We start from the raw sequence: 16,844 nt of genomic DNA on the forward strand, positions 1-16,844 counted from the left end.
GATGAGCACGATGGAAGATGCCAACACCGACGACACCAACCTGGCCATCCGCGTACGCGGCTTGGTCAATCGCTTTGGCAGCCAGACTGTGCACGACGGCCTGGATCTGGACGTACGCCGTGGCGAGATCCTCGGCGTGGTCGGCGGCTCGGGCACCGGCAAATCGGTGTTGATGCGCTCCATCCTCGGCCTGCGCACACCCGATGCCGGGCAGATCGAAGTACTGGGCGCGGATGCGCGCTCAGGCAACCCGGCGGACCGTTTGCGCATCGAGCGCAACACCGGTGTGCTGTTCCAGGATGGCGCACTGTTCTCCTCACTGACGGTTGGTGAGAACGTGCAGGTACCGCTGAAGGAACATCATCCGGAACTCAGCGAGCGTTGGCACTACGAGTTGGCCTTGTTGAAGGTGAAGCTGGCCGGCCTGCCCGCCGACGCCATCAACAAGCTGCCCTCGCAGCTTTCCGGCGGTATGCGCAAGCGCGCCGGCCTTGCGCGTGCGCTGGCGCTGGACCCGCCCCTGTTGTTCCTGGACGAACCGACCGCCGGCCTCGACCCGATTGGCGCGGCAGCCTTCGATCACCTGATCAAGACCCTGCAGGAAGCCCTGGGCCTGACCGTGTTCCTGATCACCCATGACCTGGACACGCTCTACGCCATCTGTGACCGCGTCGCGGTGCTGGCCGACCACAAGGTCATCGCCAACGCAGCGCTGCCTGAAATCGAACAACTCGACCATCCGTGGATACGCGAATACTTCCACGGCCCCCGCGCCCGCGCCGCGCGCGGCCTTCAGCACGAGCCCGCCTGATATGGAAACCAAAGCCAACTACGTCCTGATCGGTGCCTTCACCCTGCTCATTGGCGTTGCCCTGCTCGCCTTTGGACTATGGGCGGCCAAGTACTCCTCCGACCGCACCTGGCAGGAATACCGAGTGGTGTTCACCGAGGCGGTGACCGGTTTGACGGTCGGCAGCCCGGTGCAATACAACGGCATCGCGGTCGGCTCGATCACCGAGCTGACCCTGGCCCCGGATGACCCGCGCAAGGTGGTGGCCAAGCTGCGGCTGAACTCGACTACCCCGGTGAAGACCGACACCCGCGCCAAGCTGGCCATCACCAGCCTGACCGGACCGTCGATCATCCAGCTCAGTGGCGGCACCCCGCAGGCCGCCGCACTGACTGCGGTCAGCAAGGAACCGGTGCCGACCATCGCAACCTCACCGTCGGCACTGCAGAACATCACCGATGTCGCCAACCGCGTGGTCGAACGCATGGACCAATTGCTCAGCGATGAGAACGTCCGCAAGATCACCACCACCCTGGCCCACCTGGAAACCATCAGCGGCGGTCTGGCCGACCGCGACGAAGGCACCCAGGCCTTGCTGGTGGAAGCCCGCGATGCGGCGCGCAACCTCAACGTCACCCTCGGTTCGGCCAACGGCGCCATCAAGAACCTGGACGAGAACGTGCTGCGGGAACTGCCGGCAACAATGGACAAGCTTGATACCAGCCTGGCCAAGCTCGACTCGGCCGCCGGTAATGCCGACGCCATCCTTGGCGAGAACCGCGCGGCCATCAACAGCTTCGCCAACGACGGCCTGGCCCAGCTCGGCCCGACCCTGACCGAACTGCGCGGCCTGATCCGCGACCTGCGCCGGGTCAGTGACCGGCTGGAGAACAACCCGGCGCGCTACCTGCTCGGCCGCGACGCCCCGAAGGAGTTCGAACCCAAATGAAGCGCATTTCCCTGATCAAGCTGCTTGCACCAGCCTGCCTGCTGGCCTTGGCCGGCTGCTCGGTATTGGCCGGCGGCGACCGCCAGTCCATCACCATCTATGCACCTCAAGTCAGGGTGCAGGCCGATCCCGGCTGGCCCCAGGTCAGCTGGCAGCTGGCCATTGCCAAACCCAGCGCCGCCCGCCTGATCGACAGCCCGCGCATCAACGTGCGGCCAACGCCGGGTGAGCTGGAGGTCTACCGCGGCGCCACCTGGGCGCAGCCGGCCACCGATATCCTGGAGGACACCTTGCTGCGTGGCTTCGAGGACTCGGGGAAGATCGATGCGGTTGCGCGTATCGCCACCGGCATCCGCTCGGACTACAAGCTGACCACCGATCTGCGCCGCTTCGAATCGGATTACCGCGGCGGCGAAGTGCCTGCAGCCACCATCGAGCTCAACGCAAAACTCATCCACAGCCTGGACCAGCGCGTGGTTGCCGCCCGCACCTTCGTCGTCGCCGAACCGGCAGCCAGCGCCGAGATCAGCAGTGTCGCTGCCGCCTTCGAAGCCGCGCTGAACAAGACCAGCAGCGAGCTGATCGGCTGGACCCTGCTCAGCGGCCAGCGCGACGCAGTACAGTTGCGATCTGGCGGAAAGTGAGATTGATGCGCTCGCCCGACACCCGCGCGGTCTTGGGCAGCGCATGCTGGTAGTCGCGCTGGCAATGCCCGCGCATCAGCAGCAGGTCGCCGTGACCAAGCAGGTATTCAAACTTCTGCGCAGGAGCATCGCGACGCCGCAGTAGAAAGCGCCGCGGTGCGCCAAGGCTCAGCGAGGCGATCAACGGCGTCGGCCCCAGTTCAGGCTCGTCATCGCTATGCCAGCCCATGCTGTCACTGCCATCGCGATAACGGTTGAGCAGCACGCTGTTGAAGCGGCCTGCACAGGCCTGCTGCACTTGCTCGCGCAACTCCAGCACTGCCGGTGCCCAAGGATGCGGAAGGAAATCCGCGCCCGAATAGCGGTAGTGCGCATCGGCGTCGCCCATCCAGCAACTAAGCCGCGGTGAATCCAACCAGCGCCCGAACATGCGGATGCGGTGGATTTCCCATGACACCTGCGCATGCAGAATGGGCATCAACGCATCGGCTTTGGCCCTGGCCAACCATGCCGGCAGGTGCTGCACCACCGTTGCTCCAGGCCCATCCACGGCAGGAACGCAGACTCTGGTTTGCTCGATCATGCCGCTGCCCTCAGAATCAGCCGTTGCACGCAGGTTCCTGCTGCCGTGCGCTCATCAACGATAGTGCCATGACCTCCCCTCTGCATCGCCACATTGTCCTGCAACGCTGGCGCCTGTCGCGCAACATCGCACTGGCCACAGGCCTTCTGCGCAGCATTTTCACCCGTGGCGTAGGCGGCACCCTCCAGTCCATCCGCCGCCGTGTGCAGCCCGTGGCGGATGCCGAGCTAGCCAGACCGACGACGGCCCACGCCCGCACCGGGAAGCTGCTGCTGTTCATCGATGCCGCCACTCCAACCCCGAGCCGCGACTCGGGCTCGGTACGCGCCCTGGCACTACTGCGGCTCTGCCGCGAACTCGGCTGGTCGGTGGCGTTCATGCCAGACAACAACCAGCTGACAAGCGAGTCGGCGGCGCTGCTGGGAACACTCGGCGTCGAATTGATCGGCACACCCGGCCAACCGCGCCTGGATCGCTGGCTGCAGCACAACGGCAATCAGGTGAACGCTGTTTTCCTTTGCCGACATCACGTGGCTCGTCGCCATCTGCCACTGCTGCGTGCATTCACTGCGGCTCCGATCATCTTCGATACGGTCGACCTGCACCACGTGCGCCTGCAACGCGCCGCTGAGCTTCAGAACGATCAGGCATTGCTTCGCGTCGCCCAGCACGTGCGGAGCGAAGAGTTCGCCTTGATCGCGGCCAGCGATGCCACCACCGTGGTCAGTCACGCTGAGCTGGACTATCTGCGCGCCAGTGGCGTGGACACCCCCGTGTCCGTGCTGTCCAACGTGCATGACGTAGCCGTTGCCGAACGCAACTTCGCCGACACCTCCGGACTGTTGTTTGTCGGCGGCTACCAGCATCACCCAAACCAGGAAGCCATTGCCTGGTTGCTGACCGACATCATGCCGCTGCTACGGCAGCAGCTGCCGGGCGTGGTATTGCATCTGGTTGGTGAAATCCCGGCACTGGAAGCGCAACGCCTGCGCGCCGACGATGTGGTCGTGCACGGCCATGTCCCCGCCGTCGAGCCCTTCCTGCAACACAGCCGCATCAACCTCGCGCCGTTACGCAGTGGCGCCGGGGTCAAGGGCAAGATCAATCAGGCCATGAGCCACGGCCTGCCAGTAGTGGCTACCGGCATCGCCGCCGAAGGCATGTTCCTGCGCCACGATGACAATGCCTTGATAGCCGACAACGCCGAAGACTATGCAGCCCAGGTGGTACGGCTCTATCAGGACGCAGCGCTGTGGCAACGTCTGTCGGCCAACGGCTACCGCAACATCGAAGATCACTTCTCATCTGCACTGGCGCGCGACACGCTGCAGGCGCTATTACCCGCACACTGACGATTGGCGGGCTGCACCGCCAATCGTCTCGTCCACACGACTCAGCGCTGGAACGGCACGCCGGTCTTTTCTTTCAGTTCTTCATCGCTGACACCCGGCGCGGCCTCCACCAATACCAGCCCATCAGCGCTCACATCGAAGATCGCCAGGTCGGTGATGATGCGATCGACCACGGCCACACCAGTCAGTGGCAGGGTGCAGTCGGGCAGGATCTTGTGCTCGCCATTCTTGGCGGTGTGCTCCATCAGCACCACCACGCGCTGCACGCCAGCGACCAGATCCATCGCGCCGCCCATGCCCTTGACCATCTTGCCCGGCACCATCCAGTTGGCCAGGTCGCCCTTGTCGGTGACCTGCATGGCGCCAAGGATGGCCAGGTTGATGTGGCCGCCACGGATCATCGCGAACGAGTCATGGCTGCCGAAGTAACTGGCGCCGGCACGCGCGGTGACGGTCTGTTTGCCGGCATTGATCAGGTCCGCGTCCACTTCGGCCTCGGTCGGGAACGGGCCGATGCCGAGCAGGCCGTTCTCGGACTGCAGCCATACATCCACACCATCGGGAATGTGATTGGCCACCAGCGTTGGCAGGCCGATACCCAGGTTCACATAGGCACCATCGGTCAGCTCGCGCGCGGCGCGCTGTGCCATTTCGTCACGGGTCCAGGCCATTTCAGTTCCCCTCCTGACGCACGGTGCGCTGTTCGATGCGCTTTTCCGGCGTTGCGTTCAATACGATGCGGTCGACGTAGATGCCGGGCAGATGGACATGATCCGGATCGATGGCGCCCACCGCGACGATCTCCTCCACTTCCACCACGCAGACCTTGCCGGCCATTGCGCAAGCCGGATTGAAGTTGCGCGCGGTCTTGCGGAACAGCAGGTTGCCGGCCTCGTCGGCCTTCCACGCCTTGACCAATGCTACGTCGGCCTTGAGCGCGGTTTCCAGAACGTAGTGCTTACCGTCGATCTCGCGGGTTTCCTTGCCTTCGGCGACGATGGTGCCGTAGCCGGTGGCGGTGAAGAACGCCGGGATGCCAGCGCCGCCCGCACGCAGGCGCTCGGCCAGGGTGCCTTGGGGGTTGAACTCCAGCTCCAGCTCGCCGGCCAGGTACTGGCGCTCGAATTCCTTGTTCTCGCCCACGTAGGACGAAATCATCTTCTTGATCTGGCGGGTTTCCAACAGTTGGCCGAGGCCGAAGCCATCGACACCGGCATTGTTGGAAATCGCGGTCAGGCCCTTGACCCCGCTGTCGCGCAGCGCGGCAATCAGTGCCTCGGGGATGCCACACAGGCCAAAACCGCCTACGGCAAGGGTTTGACCATCGGCCACGATGCCGGCCAGGGCCTCGGCGGCGCTGGCAAAAACCTTGCCCCGTTGCCGGGTCGGGGAGAGATCGCTCATCGCATCACACTCACAGTGCTGAAGATGCCCATATTCTAGCCATACCGCAGGGGCAACCCCCTTGGACCTTCGGCCAGCCTGTTTTGCGCACGTTGGGACTTCCGTCCAGCGTGCAGACAGCCTGCGCACGCGTTGCCGACTAAACTAGGTGATCTTTAACCAGCAGGATGCATGCATGCCCCTCCCCGCGTTCAAGGCTTACGACATCCGCGGCCGCGTGCCTGAAGAGCTCAACGAAGACATGGCGCGCAAGATCGGCAAGGCCCTGGCTGCCGAACTAGGCGCCGGCCCGGTGGTACTGGGCCACGACGTGCGCCTGACCAGCCCTGCGCTGCAGGACGCGCTGGCTGCCGGCTTGCGTGGCGAAGGCAGGGAGGTCATCGACATTGGCTTGTGCGGCACCGAGGAGGTCTATTTCCAGACCGGCCACCTGCATGCGGCCGGCGGGGTAATGGTCACCGCCAGCCACAATCCGATGGACTACAACGGCATGAAGCTGGTGCGCGAACAAGCGCGCCCGATCAGCTCGGACACCGGCTTGTTCACCATTTCCGACGCGGTGGCGGCCGATGCATCACAGCCGCAGCCGGCACGTGCGGGCCAGACCGCCCAACACGACAAGACGGCTTACATCCAGCACCTGCTCAGCTATATCGACGCCAGCCAGCTCAAGCCCCTGAAGCTGGTGGTCAACGCCGGCAACGGCGGCGCCGGTGCCATTGTTGACCTGCTCGCACCGCATTTGCCGCTGGAGTTCGTACGTATCTGCCACGAACCCGATGGCAGCTTCCCGAACGGCATCCCAAACCCGTTGTTGCCGGAGAACCGCGACATCACCGCCAAGGCGGTACGCGAACACGCTGCTGACTTCGGTATCGCCTGGGATGGTGACTTCGACCGTTGCTTCTTCTTCGACCACAATGGCCGCTTCATCGAGGGCTATTACCTGGTTGGGCTATTGGCCCAGGCCATCCTTGCCCGCAATCCCGGCGGCAAGATCATTCATGATCCGCGCCTGACCTGGAACACGGTCGAAATGGTGGAAGCTGCCGGCGGTGTGCCGGTGCTGTGCAAGAGCGGCCACGCCTTCATCAAGGAAAAGATGCGCGCCGAGAACGCTGTCTATGGTGGCGAGATGAGCGCACACCACTACTTCCGTGAGTTCGCTTATGCCGATTCGGGAATGATCCCGTGGCTGTTGATTGCCGCACAGGTCTCCAGCAGCGGCTTGTCGCTGGCCGAGCTGGTCGAAGACCGTATGGCGCGCTTCCCCTGCAGCGGCGAGATCAACTTCAAGGTCGCCGACGCCAAGGCTGCCGTTGCGCGGGTGATGACGCATTACGCTGCGCAAGCGCCCGCACTTGATCACACCGATGGCATCAGCGCCGACTTCGGCAGCTGGCGCTTCAATCTGCGCAGCTCCAACACCGAGCCGCTGCTGCGATTGAACGTTGAAACCCGAGGTGATGCCGCTTTGTTGGCTGAGCGCACCGCCGAAATTTCCACCTTGATCACTGCCTGAGAACCTTCATGAGCCAGATCCTGCCCGTCATTCTTTCCGGTGGTTCCGGCACGCGCCTGTGGCCGCTGTCGCGCGAAGCCTATCCCAAGCAGTTCCTGCAGCTGGCCGGCGAGCACAGCATGCTGCAGTCCACTTGGTTGCGGGTGGCCGATGTCGCCACGCAGGCACCGCTGGTGGTCGCCAACGAAGCCCACCGCTTCGTCGCCGCCGAGCAGCTGCAGCAGGTAGGGACCACGCCGTCGGCGATTCTGCTGGAGCCGGTTGGCCGCAATACCGCCCCGGCCATTGCCGCTGCCGCGCTGGAGGCCTGCCGCGACGGCGCAGATCCACTGCTACTGGTCCTGCCCTCGGATCATTTGATCCGTGATGTGGCGCATTTCCACCGCGCGATTCTGGAAGCCGCCGATTTCGCCGGGCAGGGCAAGCTGGTCACCTTCGGCATCCAGCCGACCGCACCGGAAACCGGCTACGGTTATATCAAGGCCATCGCCGGTGAAGGCGCGCGCGCCATCGAGCGCTTCGTCGAGAAGCCCGACCTGGCAACCGCACAGGACTATGTCGCCTCCGGCGAATACTACTGGAACAGCGGCATGTTCCTGTTCCGCGCCTCACGCTACCTGCAGGAGCTGGAACGCCTGCAGCCGCAGATTCTCGCTGCCTGCCGCACCTCGTGGGAAAAGGCACGACGTGATGCCGACTTCATCCGCCTGGATGCAGACGCATTCAAGACCAGCCCGTCCGACTCCATCGACTATGCAGTGATGGAAAAGACGGCTGATGCGGCCGTGGTTCCACTGGACGCCGGCTGGAGCGATGTCGGCTCGTGGACCGCGCTGCGCGATGTCTCCGAACAGGATGCCAACGGCAATGCGCATCGCGGCGATGTCATCGCCATCGACTGCCATGACACCTTCGCTTACGGCGAACGCTTGATCGCGATGGTCGGCCTGGACGATGTCATCGTGGTCGAAACCGACGACGCGGTATTGGTCGGCAAGTCCGACCGCATGCAAGAAGTGAAGGACGTGGTGGCGCGCCTGAAGGCGGATGGCCGCAGCGAGGCCACCTGGCACCGCAAGGTCTATCGCCCGTGGGGTGCCTACGACTCCATCGATCATGGCGAACGTTTCCAGGTCAAACGCATCACCGTCAAACCCGGCGGAACCTTGAGCCTTCAGATGCACCACCACCGCGCCGAACACTGGATCGTGGTCAGTGGCACGGCTGAAGTCACTCGCGGCGATGAAGTGCTGTTACTGGCCGAAAACCAGAGCACCTACATCCCTCTGGGCGTCACCCACCGCCTGCGCAACCCCGGCAAGCTACCGTTGGAGTTGATCGAGGTGCAATCGGGCAGCTATCTGGGTGAGGACGATATCGTGCGCTTCGAGGATACCTACGGGCGCACCTGAGGCTGTCAACAAGCGGCAAGCAAAAACCCCGGGAAACCCGGGGTTTTTGTTTTATCGGCGTCGATGCCCCGATGCACCAGCCCGCGCATCAGGCGTTCGCGATCTCGCCAATCACCTGCCGCAAACCCTCCTGCCACGCCGGCAGGTTGATACCGAAGTCCTGCTGCAGCCTGCGGTTGTCCAGCACCGACCATGCAGGCCGCTTCGCCGGTGTCGGATACTCCGCACTGGAAATCGCCTGCACGGTCGGCGCCTTGGCCAACACCCCCGCGGCCACGGCCTCGGCGAAGATCGCTGCGGCGAAACCATGCCAGCTGGTCTGCCCGGAGGCGGTCAGATGCCAGGTCCCGGACAACTGACCTGGATGCTGCAGCGCCAGTGCAGTGACATCAGCGATCAAGGCTGCCGAGGTTGGAGTACCAATCTGGTCTGCCACCACTTGCAGTTGGTCACGAACGGCACCTACGCGCAGCATGGTGCGCAGGAAATTGCTGCCGTGCGATGCATACACCCAGGCGGTGCGGAAGATCAGATGGCGACCACCTGCGGCACGCACCGCATCTTCGCCATCGCGCTTGCTGGCGCCATAGACGCCCAACGGCGCGGTCGCATCCTCTTCGGTGCAAGGTGCTTTGCCCTGACCATTGAACACGTAATCGGTGGAGTAATGCACCATCGGCACACCATTCGCCGCACACCATCGAGCGATGATTCCAGGTGCTTGCGCATTGACCCGAAACGCGGCCTCCGGCTCCTGCTCTGCCTTGTCCACCGCGGTGTAGGCCGCCGCGTTGATCACCACCGAAGGCTGCAACCGATCCAGCAATGCAGGCAGACTATCGGGCGCATCGAAATCCGCAAGCTCACAAGAACTGCCATCGGCCAGTTTGCCGCTGCGCGTGGCGGCCACAATCGGACCGAGAGGAGCCAACGCGCGTAACAACTCCTGCCCCAACTGCCCGGTCCCGCCAAAAACCAGCAAGCTCACGGCTGGTAAACCGGCAGGCGGTCTTCCGCAATGTCCTTCAGGAACGGCGCGCGTTCATCCTTGGCGGACAAGATCGGACTGCTTATCGGCCAATCCACGCCTATGTCAGCATCGTTCCAACGAACCCCGGCGTCGAACTCTTTCAGATAGACCTCGGTACATAGATAGCTGAACACCGCACGCTCGGACAGCACCGCAAAGCCATGCGCGAAGCCTTCTGGAATCCACAATTGCCGCTTGTTCTCAGCACTGAGAATGACAGCCTCCCACTTGCCGAAGGTTGGCGAGCCACGGCGGATATCCACCGCCACGTCATACACCTCGCCCTCCAGCACACTGACCAGCTTGCCCTGCGCACGCGGCCACTGATAGTGCAGGCCGCGCAGCACCCCCCTGCTGGAAGCGGACACATTGCTCTGCACGAACCTGTCAGGCAAACCAAGCGCCCTGAAACGTTCGGCATTCCAGGTTTCAAAGAAAAAGCCGCGTTCATCGCCAAACACCGCCGGCTCGATCACTACACAGCCGGGCATGGCGGTCTCAATTACTTTCACGGAACAATTCCTCGTTGGACCAGCTTCTGCAGATACTGGCCGTAACCATTCTTGGACAGGGGCGCGGCCAATGCCAGAAGCTGCTCAGTGGTTATCCACCCCTGGCCAAACGCAATTTCCTCTGGGCAACAGACCTGCAGCCCCTGTCGGGTCTGGATGGTCTCGATGAAGTTCGAGGCCTCCAGCAGTGACTTGTGTGTACCGGTATCCAACCACGCGTAACCTCGACCAAGCGGCTCCAACTGCAACGCCCCCTCATCCAGGTAGCGTTTGTTGAGATCAGTGATTTCCAGCTCGCCGCGCGGCGATGGCTTCAATTCGGCAGCATAGTCACTGGCGTTGCCATCGTAGAAATACAGCCCGGTCACCGCATAGTTGGAACGCGGCTCGGTTGGTTTTTCTACCAGACCAATGACTTTGCCGTCCTTGTTGAACTCGGCCACACCGTAACGTTCCGGATCGTTCACCCAATAGCCGAACACCGTCGCCCCGGTATCGCGTGCATCCGCGCGCCTAAGCACCTCGCTCAGACCTGTGCCGTGGAAAATATTGTCACCAAGCACCAGACAACTGGGCTTGCCGCCGACGAAATCACGGCCGATCAGGTACGCCTGCGCCAAGCCATCCGGGCTGGGCTGCACCGCATACTGGATGTCCATTCCCCACTGGGAACCATCACCCAACAGTTGCTGGAACAGTATTTGTTCGTGCGGCGTGTTGATGATCAATACCTCACGGATACCGGCCAGCATCAACACACTGAGCGAGTAATAGATCATTGGCTTGTCGTAGACCGGCAGCAACTGTTTGCTGACACCCTGGGTGATCGGGTAAAGCCGCGTACCAGAGCCGCCAGCCAGAATGATGCCTTTACGTTGCGTCATGATTGTTCCCTTGTTGGCCCGTACATGCGTGCGGACGCTAGCTCGTCGGTATCAGGCGTCGGTGCCGATGCGCTGCAGGCGGTAGCTGCCGTCCAGCACGCCATTCACCCATTGCTGGTTATCCAGGTACCAGTCCACGGTGAAGCCGATGCCCTGCTCGAAACTGTGCTTGGGCTCCCAGCCCAGTTCGTCCTTCAGCTTGGACGCATCGATTGCATAACGCCGATCATGGCCGGGGCGATCGGCGACATAGGTGATCTGCTCGGTACGCGACCTGCCATCCGCACGCGGGCGGCGCACGTCCAGCAACGCGCAGATCGCCTGCACCACTTCAATGTTCTGCTTCTCCGAATTGCCGCCGACGTTATAGGTCTGGCCAACCCTGCCCTTGGCCAATACGGTGCGTATCGCTTCGCAATGATCAGCAACAAACAACCAATCACGCACCTGCTTGCCATCGCCATAAACCGGCAACGACTCCCCGGCCAGCGCCTTGGCGATGACCAGCGGAATGAGCTTCTCCGGGAAGTGATAGGGGCCGTAGTTGTTCGAGCAATTGGTGGTCAGTACCGGCAGACCATAGGTGTGGTGGAAAGCGCGCACCAGATGGTCGGAGGCCGCCTTGGAGGCCGAGTACGGGGAGTTCGGCGCATACGGCGTGGTTTCGGTGAATTTGCCGGTCTCGCCCAGCGTGCCGTAAACCTCGTCGGTGGAGACGTGCAGCAAGCGGAACGCATCGGCCTTGTCGGCCGGCAGTGTCTTCCAGTAGTCACGGACCGCCTCGAGCAAGCCAAGCGTTCCAACCACATTGGTTTGGATGAACGCACCCGGGCCGTCGATCGAACGATCCACATGGCTCTCCGCAGCGAAGTTCAGGACCGCATCCGGGCGGTGCTCGGCCAACAGGCTTGCCACCAGCCCACGGTCGCCGATATCGCCATGCACGAACAGGTGATTCAGGTTGCCCTCAAGGCTATCCAGCGTCTTCAGATTGCCGGCATAGGTCAACGCATCCAGATTGATGATGCGGATACCCTTTGCTACTGCTTCCAAGACAAAATTGCCGCCGATAAAGCCGGCGCCGCCGGTCACAAGCCATGTGGTCACGCGATGAGTCTCCCATTGTGTACGTCTGCTGGGGGCAAACAATCCGAACAAGGATATAACGCACCCTGTTGCCAGACCTGCACCGTTGACAACGGACGCCAATGGGTTGCACTTTGTCCGGACATTTAAATTGCACGGACCGCCCACCATACGCGTTCGCACGGACCTACCAACCCGGCTAGAATCGAGAAAATTTGTCCCCGGCCCTCGCCGGCCCCCATCAGCAACCGAAGGACCCCGCAGCACATGAAAATCCTCGTCGCGTACAAGCGCGTGGTGGACTACAACGTCCGCATTCAAGTCAAGCCGGATGGTTCCGGCGTGGTCACCGATGGCGTCAAGCTTTCGCCCAACCCGTTCGATGAGATCGCCCTGGAAGAAGCCCTGCGCCTGCGCGACAAGGGCATCGCCACGGAAGTGATCGTGGCCACCATCGCCCCGGCCGACGCCCAGGCACATCTGCGCAACGGCCTGGCGATGGGCGCCAACCGTGCCATCCACGTGGTCACCGACCAGGCCATCCAGCCGCTGACCGCCGCCCGCACCCTGCTCAAGCTGGTGGAGAAGGAACAGCCGGACCTGGTCATCCTTGGCAAGCAGGCCATCGACGACGACGCCAACCAGACCGGGCAGATGCTGGCAACGCTGTGGGCGCGCCCACAGGCCACCTTCGCCTCCAAGGTCGAGATCGCTGATGGCAAGGCCACGGTCACCCGTGAAGTCGACGCCGGCCTGGAAACGCTGGAAGTCGATCTGCCAGCCGTGATCACCACCGACCTGCGCCTGAACGAGCCGCGCTTCATCAAGCTGCCGGACATCATGAAGGCCAAAGCCAAGCCGCTGGAAACCCTGCAACTGGCCGACCTCGGCGTTGAAGCCGCTGACACGTTCAAGACCACGCAGTACGCCGCGCCGTCCAAGCGCAGCAAGGGCGTGATGGTGAAGGACGCTGCCGAACTGGTAGCCGCACTCAAGCAGAAGGGGTTGCTGTAATGGCCAAGATTCTCGTCATCGCCGAACACCTGGACGGCAAGCTCAACAGCGCCGTCGCCAAGACCGTGTCGGCAGCAACCGTAGTGGGCGGCGACATCCACGTGCTGGTACTGGCCGCCGACCCGGCCGCCGTCGCCGCTGAAGCCGCGCAGATTGCCGGCGTCAGCAAGGTGCTGACCATCGCCAACCCGGCCAATGAACACGCGCTGGCACAGGTACAGGCACCGCAGATCGCCAAGGCCGCTGCCGGCTACAGCCATGTATTCGGCCCCTCAACCACCACCGGCAAGGATGTGATGCCGGCCGTGGCCGCCCTGCTCGGCGTCAACCAGGTCTCGGACCTGATGTCGGTCGAAGGCGCCCATACCTTCAAGCGTCCTATCTACGCCGGCAACGCCATCATCACCGTCGAGGTGCCAGCTGACCAGGTCGTCGTCGCCACCGTACGCGCCGCCTCCTGGCAGGAAGCTGCCAAGGGCAACACCGCGCCGATCGAAGCGATCAGCGTCGATGCTGCCCTGCCGGGCCACACCCGCTTCATTGGCCTGGCGGCCGGCAAGAGCGATCGCCCGGACCTGCAGAGCGCCAAGCGCGTGGTCTCCGGGGGCCGCGGTGTTGGCTCGGAAGAGAACTTCAAGGTGATCTACGCGTTGGCCGACAAGCTCGGCGCCGGCGTCGGTGCCTCGCGCGCCGCGGTGGACGCAGGCTACGTGCCCAGCGACATGCAGGTTGGTCAGACCGGCAAGATCATCGCCCCGGAGCTGTATATCGCCGTGGGCATCTCAGGCGCGATCCAGCACCTGACGGGCATCAAGGACGCCGGCACCATCGTCGCCATCAACAAGGACGGCGATGCGCCGATCTTCGAGATTGCCGATATTGGCCTGGTGGGCGACCTATTCACTTTACTGCCTGAATTGGAAGCAGCGCTGTAACCCGAAATTAGATGACTTTGCACCGAGGCGGCCTCTTACGAGGCCGCTTTCTTTTTGCCCGATACACAACCTATGCAACAACCGCATTACAACCGACAGCGTAGAATTGGGATTCGTCTGTAATCCCGATTCCGGCTGCAGCTGATTCACGGTTTTTCAAGGAGTTACTCGCAACATGACGCGTCGCAAGAAGGTAATGGTGGTGTTTGGCACTCGCCCGGAAGCCATCAAGATGGCACCGTTGGTTTCAGCGTTGAAGCAACACCCCATTCTGGAGACCATCGTCGCGGTGACCGCGCAGCATCGGCAGATGCTCGACCAAGTGCTGGATCTGTTCGAGATCACTCCAGATGAAGACCTCAACGTAATGCAACCAGGGCAAACCCTCTCGGAACTGACCTCGCGCATCGTGCAGGGCATGGAGCAGGTAATCGCCAAGCACGCGCCGGACATCGTGCTGGTGCATGGCGACACCACCACCACCTTTGCCACTTCCTTGGCCGCGTTCTACCAGCGCACCGCCATCGGCCACGTCGAAGCAGGCCTGCGCACCGGCAACCTCTATTCGCCATGGCCTGAAGAAGCCAACCGCAAGCTCACCGGCGTACTGGCCAGCCTGCACTTTGCGCCTACCGCACAGGCTGCACAAAACCTGCGCGACGAAAATATACCAGCGGCCTGTATCCATATCACCGGCAATACGGTGATCGACGCATTGCTGGCGGTGGTCGCCAAGATAAAGGACACCCCCAGCCTGCAGAGCGAGCTGGCTGCACGCTTTCCATTCCTGGATGCCTCCAAGCGCCTGATCCTGGTCACCGGCCACCGCCGCGAGAACTTCGGCGATGGCTTCGAACAGATCTGCTACGCGCTCAAAGCCATTGCCGACCGTGGTGATACCCAGGTCGTTTACCCCGTCCACCTCAACCCGAACGTGCAGGAGCCGGTCAGGCGCATCCTTGCCGACCAGCCTGCGGTGCACCTGATCGACCCGCTGGAATACCTGCCCTTCGTCTACTTGATGAGCCGCTGTGACCTGATCATCACCGACTCTGGTGGCGTCCAGGAAGAAGCACCTTCGTTGGGCAAGCCGGTGCTGGTGATGCGCGATACCACCGAACGGCCGGAGGCGATCATTGCCGGAACCGTGAAGCTGGTGGGCACCCGTACCAGCAACATCGTCGAGCAGGCCAACCTGTTGCTTGATGACCCCTTCGCGTATGCCCAGATGGCCTTTGCCAACAACCCCTATGGAGACGGCAGCGCCGCGACCCGGATTGCTGCCCTGCTGGCCGATCCCGGGGAGTCACCCAGCGAATGATTGAAATGAGCACGAAAAAGCACATCGACCTTGTAATGGGCACACGCCCGAACATCATCAAGGCCGCACCGCTTTACAAGGCATTGGCAGCCAGCGACTGGGCGCTTCCACGCTTGGTGTTCCTGCAACAACACACCGACCCTGCGCTGTCCACGCAGACCATGGAAGACGTCGGCATATGCCAGTCCGAGGTGACCACAATCCCCCTGTTGGGGGAGCACTACGGTGACCGGCTAGGCTGCATGGTGTCACGCTACGCCGACCTGCTCGGCGCCGGAAAACCCGATCTGGTCACCGTTTTTGGCGATGTCGACACCACACTGGCCGCAGCCATTGCGGCCAAACGCGAGCACTGCCAGCTGGCACATGTCGAGGCGGGCCTGCGCAGCCACGACCGGCAGATGCCGGAAGAATTGAATCGCCTGATGGTGGATTCGATCGCCGACCTGCACCTGACCACCACTGCTGAAGCACGCGATACGCTGCTTCGCGAGGGCCATCCGGAAAGCGCAGTGCATTTCGTCGGCAATCTCATGATTGATTCCTTGTTGGCTACGGTCGATCCCGCGCTGGCACAGGAGCTTTGCAGGAAACTGGGGGTGCAGCCCCAAGGGTTCATCCTGGCAACGTTTCACCGCCCCTCGAACGTTGACAGCCGCGAGGAACTGCAGGGATTGCTGCAGATGATCACGCGCATGGCGCAGCGCTTGCCCGTCGTGTGGCCACTGCATCCCAGGACCCACGCCGTCATGCTCCGCGAAAACATGCTGCCGCAGCTGGACATCCCTGGACTGCTGCTTATCCCGCCCCTGCGTTACCGGGAGTTCGTCTCACTGCAGAGCTGCGCCAAACTGGTAGTCAGCGATAGCGGCGGCATGCAGGAAGAATGCGCGATATTGAACATACCCTGCCTGACTGTGCGTGACACCACGGAGCGGCCCGACACGCTTGGCAATGGAAACGAACTGGTAACCACCGAATCCGCGATACATCGACTGGACGCTCACCTCGCCAGCCCTTCGGCACAACACAGCCCGATCGAGCTGTGGGACGGTGACACCGCGAACCGCCTGGTACGCGTCATGCGGAATCTGTGACCGCGCGGCGCCTGCTCAACAGATGCCAGACTGACTCAACTCATTCAATAAGGACGACGGTCCGGCCCAAGATAACGCGACAGCTGGAATCACTGTGACGCCGAGACTCCTCCCCCGCGGTTAAAGCGTAAAACCAAAATCTCCAAATCTTTCGGAAGCAGCTTTCATCAGCACCGATGCCGCTTGCTCGTCATAGCGTTCACCCTGCATAGCCAACGCTTCCTTGACCTTGCGATCTGCCGCCTCCGCAGGCCAAGCAATCGACGCGTCGAAAGAACCGGGAAAGTGCATCCAAGCCTGACTGATCGC

Annotated in this window: 18 protein-coding genes; 10 read left to right on the top strand and 8 right to left on the bottom strand. The window is 62.5% G+C overall.

The annotated features are described in order from the left end of the window. The first annotated feature begins 1 nt into the window (after position 1). Genes ACVOK8_RS07780 through ACVOK8_RS07790 form a run of 3 tightly spaced genes read left to right on the top strand, consistent with a single transcriptional unit; the run spans position 2 to position 2,383 of the window. Positions 2–811 carry an ABC transporter ATP-binding protein gene (locus tag ACVOK8_RS07780; protein ID WP_481566331.1) on the top strand — a complete coding sequence of 270 codons (810 nt, stop codon included), beginning with the start codon at positions 2–4 and terminating at the stop codon, positions 809–811. A gap of 1 nt (position 812) precedes the next feature. Next, entirely contained in the window at positions 813–1,739 is a 927-nt protein-coding gene (locus ACVOK8_RS07785) for an MlaD family protein (RefSeq protein ID WP_481566332.1), read from the top strand. Then, positions 1,736–2,383 carry an ABC-type transport auxiliary lipoprotein family protein gene (locus ACVOK8_RS07790; RefSeq protein ID WP_481566333.1) on the top strand — a complete coding sequence of 216 codons (648 nt, stop codon included), beginning with the start codon at positions 1,736–1,738 and terminating at the stop codon, positions 2,381–2,383. Before ACVOK8_RS07785 ends, ACVOK8_RS07790 begins: the two co-directional genes overlap by 4 nt. On the opposite strand, the gene ACVOK8_RS07795 is transcribed toward ACVOK8_RS07790, so the two are convergent. Continuing rightward, positions 2,337–2,966: an alpha-ketoglutarate-dependent dioxygenase AlkB family protein gene (locus ACVOK8_RS07795; RefSeq protein WP_481566334.1), complete on the bottom strand. Its 630-nt coding sequence runs from the start codon at positions 2,964–2,966 to the stop codon at positions 2,337–2,339. The two genes, ACVOK8_RS07790 and ACVOK8_RS07795, sit on opposite strands and share 47 nt — an antisense overlap. Before the next feature lie 68 nt (positions 2,967–3,034). On the opposite strand from ACVOK8_RS07795, the gene ACVOK8_RS07800 reads away from it, so the two are divergent. Beyond that, positions 3,035–4,318, top strand: coding sequence for a glycosyltransferase (locus tag ACVOK8_RS07800; RefSeq protein WP_481566335.1), 1,284 nt, complete (start codon positions 3,035–3,037; stop codon positions 4,316–4,318). 41 nt (positions 4,319–4,359) lie between these two features. On the opposite strand, the gene ACVOK8_RS07805 is transcribed toward ACVOK8_RS07800, so the two are convergent. Both ACVOK8_RS07805 and ACVOK8_RS07810 read right to left on the bottom strand, forming a co-directional pair. Next, positions 4,360–4,989 (bottom strand): CoA transferase subunit B, encoded by a 630-nt coding sequence (locus ACVOK8_RS07805; protein WP_481566336.1) that lies wholly within the window; start codon positions 4,987–4,989, stop codon positions 4,360–4,362. Position 4,990: 1 nt separating this feature from the next. Continuing rightward, positions 4,991–5,722 carry a CoA transferase subunit A gene (locus ACVOK8_RS07810; protein WP_481566337.1) on the bottom strand — a complete coding sequence of 244 codons (732 nt, stop codon included), beginning with the start codon at positions 5,720–5,722 and terminating at the stop codon, positions 4,991–4,993. 175 nt (positions 5,723–5,897) lie between these two features. Between ACVOK8_RS07810 and ACVOK8_RS07815 the strand changes: the two genes are divergently transcribed. Beyond that, a complete protein-coding gene (locus ACVOK8_RS07815) occupies positions 5,898–7,244 on the top strand; it encodes a phosphohexomutase domain-containing protein (protein WP_481566338.1) in 1,347 nt (448 codons plus the stop codon). An 8-nt stretch (positions 7,245–7,252) separates the two neighbouring features. After that, complete coding sequence (locus ACVOK8_RS07820; RefSeq protein WP_481566339.1) at positions 7,253–8,656, top strand: mannose-1-phosphate guanylyltransferase/mannose-6-phosphate isomerase; 1,404 nt, start codon at positions 7,253–7,255, stop codon at positions 8,654–8,656. Positions 8,657–8,744: 88 nt separating this feature from the next. On the opposite strand, the gene rfbD is transcribed toward ACVOK8_RS07820, so the two are convergent. Genes rfbD through rfbB form a run of 4 tightly spaced genes read right to left on the bottom strand, consistent with a single transcriptional unit; the run spans position 8,745 to position 12,189 of the window. After that, positions 8,745–9,644, bottom strand: coding sequence for a dTDP-4-dehydrorhamnose reductase (rfbD, locus tag ACVOK8_RS07825; RefSeq protein ID WP_481566340.1), 900 nt, complete (start codon positions 9,642–9,644; stop codon positions 8,745–8,747). Next, a complete protein-coding gene (gene rfbC, locus ACVOK8_RS07830) occupies positions 9,641–10,198 on the bottom strand; it encodes a dTDP-4-dehydrorhamnose 3,5-epimerase (RefSeq protein WP_481566341.1) in 558 nt (185 codons plus the stop codon). Before rfbC ends, rfbD begins: the two co-directional genes overlap by 4 nt. After that, on the bottom strand, positions 10,195–11,082 hold the full coding sequence (gene rfbA / locus ACVOK8_RS07835) for a glucose-1-phosphate thymidylyltransferase RfbA (RefSeq protein ID WP_481566342.1): 888 nt from the start codon (positions 11,080–11,082) through the stop codon (positions 10,195–10,197). The genes rfbC and rfbA overlap by 4 nt, the downstream gene beginning before the upstream one ends. Positions 11,083–11,133: 51 nt before the next feature. Then, positions 11,134–12,189 carry a dTDP-glucose 4,6-dehydratase gene (rfbB, locus tag ACVOK8_RS07840; protein WP_481566343.1) on the bottom strand — a complete coding sequence of 352 codons (1,056 nt, stop codon included), beginning with the start codon at positions 12,187–12,189 and terminating at the stop codon, positions 11,134–11,136. A gap of 246 nt (positions 12,190–12,435) precedes the next feature. Here rfbB and ACVOK8_RS07845 point away from each other — a divergent pair, with 246 nt between their 5' ends. The 4 genes from ACVOK8_RS07845 to wecB (ACVOK8_RS07860) all read left to right on the top strand — a co-directional run bounded on the left by ACVOK8_RS07845 (position 12,436) and on the right by wecB (ACVOK8_RS07860) (position 16,535). Then, entirely contained in the window at positions 12,436–13,182 is a 747-nt protein-coding gene (locus tag ACVOK8_RS07845) for an electron transfer flavoprotein subunit beta/FixA family protein (RefSeq protein WP_481513749.1), read from the top strand. Further along, complete coding sequence (locus tag ACVOK8_RS07850) at positions 13,182–14,117, top strand: electron transfer flavoprotein subunit alpha/FixB family protein (RefSeq protein WP_481566344.1); 936 nt, start codon at positions 13,182–13,184, stop codon at positions 14,115–14,117. Before ACVOK8_RS07845 ends, ACVOK8_RS07850 begins: the two co-directional genes overlap by 1 nt. 175 nt (positions 14,118–14,292) lie before the next feature. After that, on the top strand, positions 14,293–15,438 hold the full coding sequence (gene wecB / locus ACVOK8_RS07855) for a non-hydrolyzing UDP-N-acetylglucosamine 2-epimerase (protein WP_481566345.1): 1,146 nt from the start codon (positions 14,293–14,295) through the stop codon (positions 15,436–15,438). Continuing rightward, positions 15,435–16,535 carry a non-hydrolyzing UDP-N-acetylglucosamine 2-epimerase gene (gene wecB, locus ACVOK8_RS07860; protein WP_481566346.1) on the top strand — a complete coding sequence of 367 codons (1,101 nt, stop codon included), beginning with the start codon at positions 15,435–15,437 and terminating at the stop codon, positions 16,533–16,535. Before wecB (ACVOK8_RS07855) ends, wecB (ACVOK8_RS07860) begins: the two co-directional genes overlap by 4 nt. A gap of 120 nt (positions 16,536–16,655) precedes the next feature. Here wecB (ACVOK8_RS07860) and ACVOK8_RS07865 read toward each other — a convergent pair whose 3' ends face one another. After that, positions 16,656–16,826 carry a hypothetical protein gene (locus ACVOK8_RS07865; RefSeq protein ID WP_481566347.1) on the bottom strand — a complete coding sequence of 57 codons (171 nt, stop codon included), beginning with the start codon at positions 16,824–16,826 and terminating at the stop codon, positions 16,656–16,658. Positions 16,827–16,844 lie beyond the last annotated feature (18 nt).

It is taken from the genome of Stenotrophomonas sp. STEN083 (genome assembly GCF_056759195.1).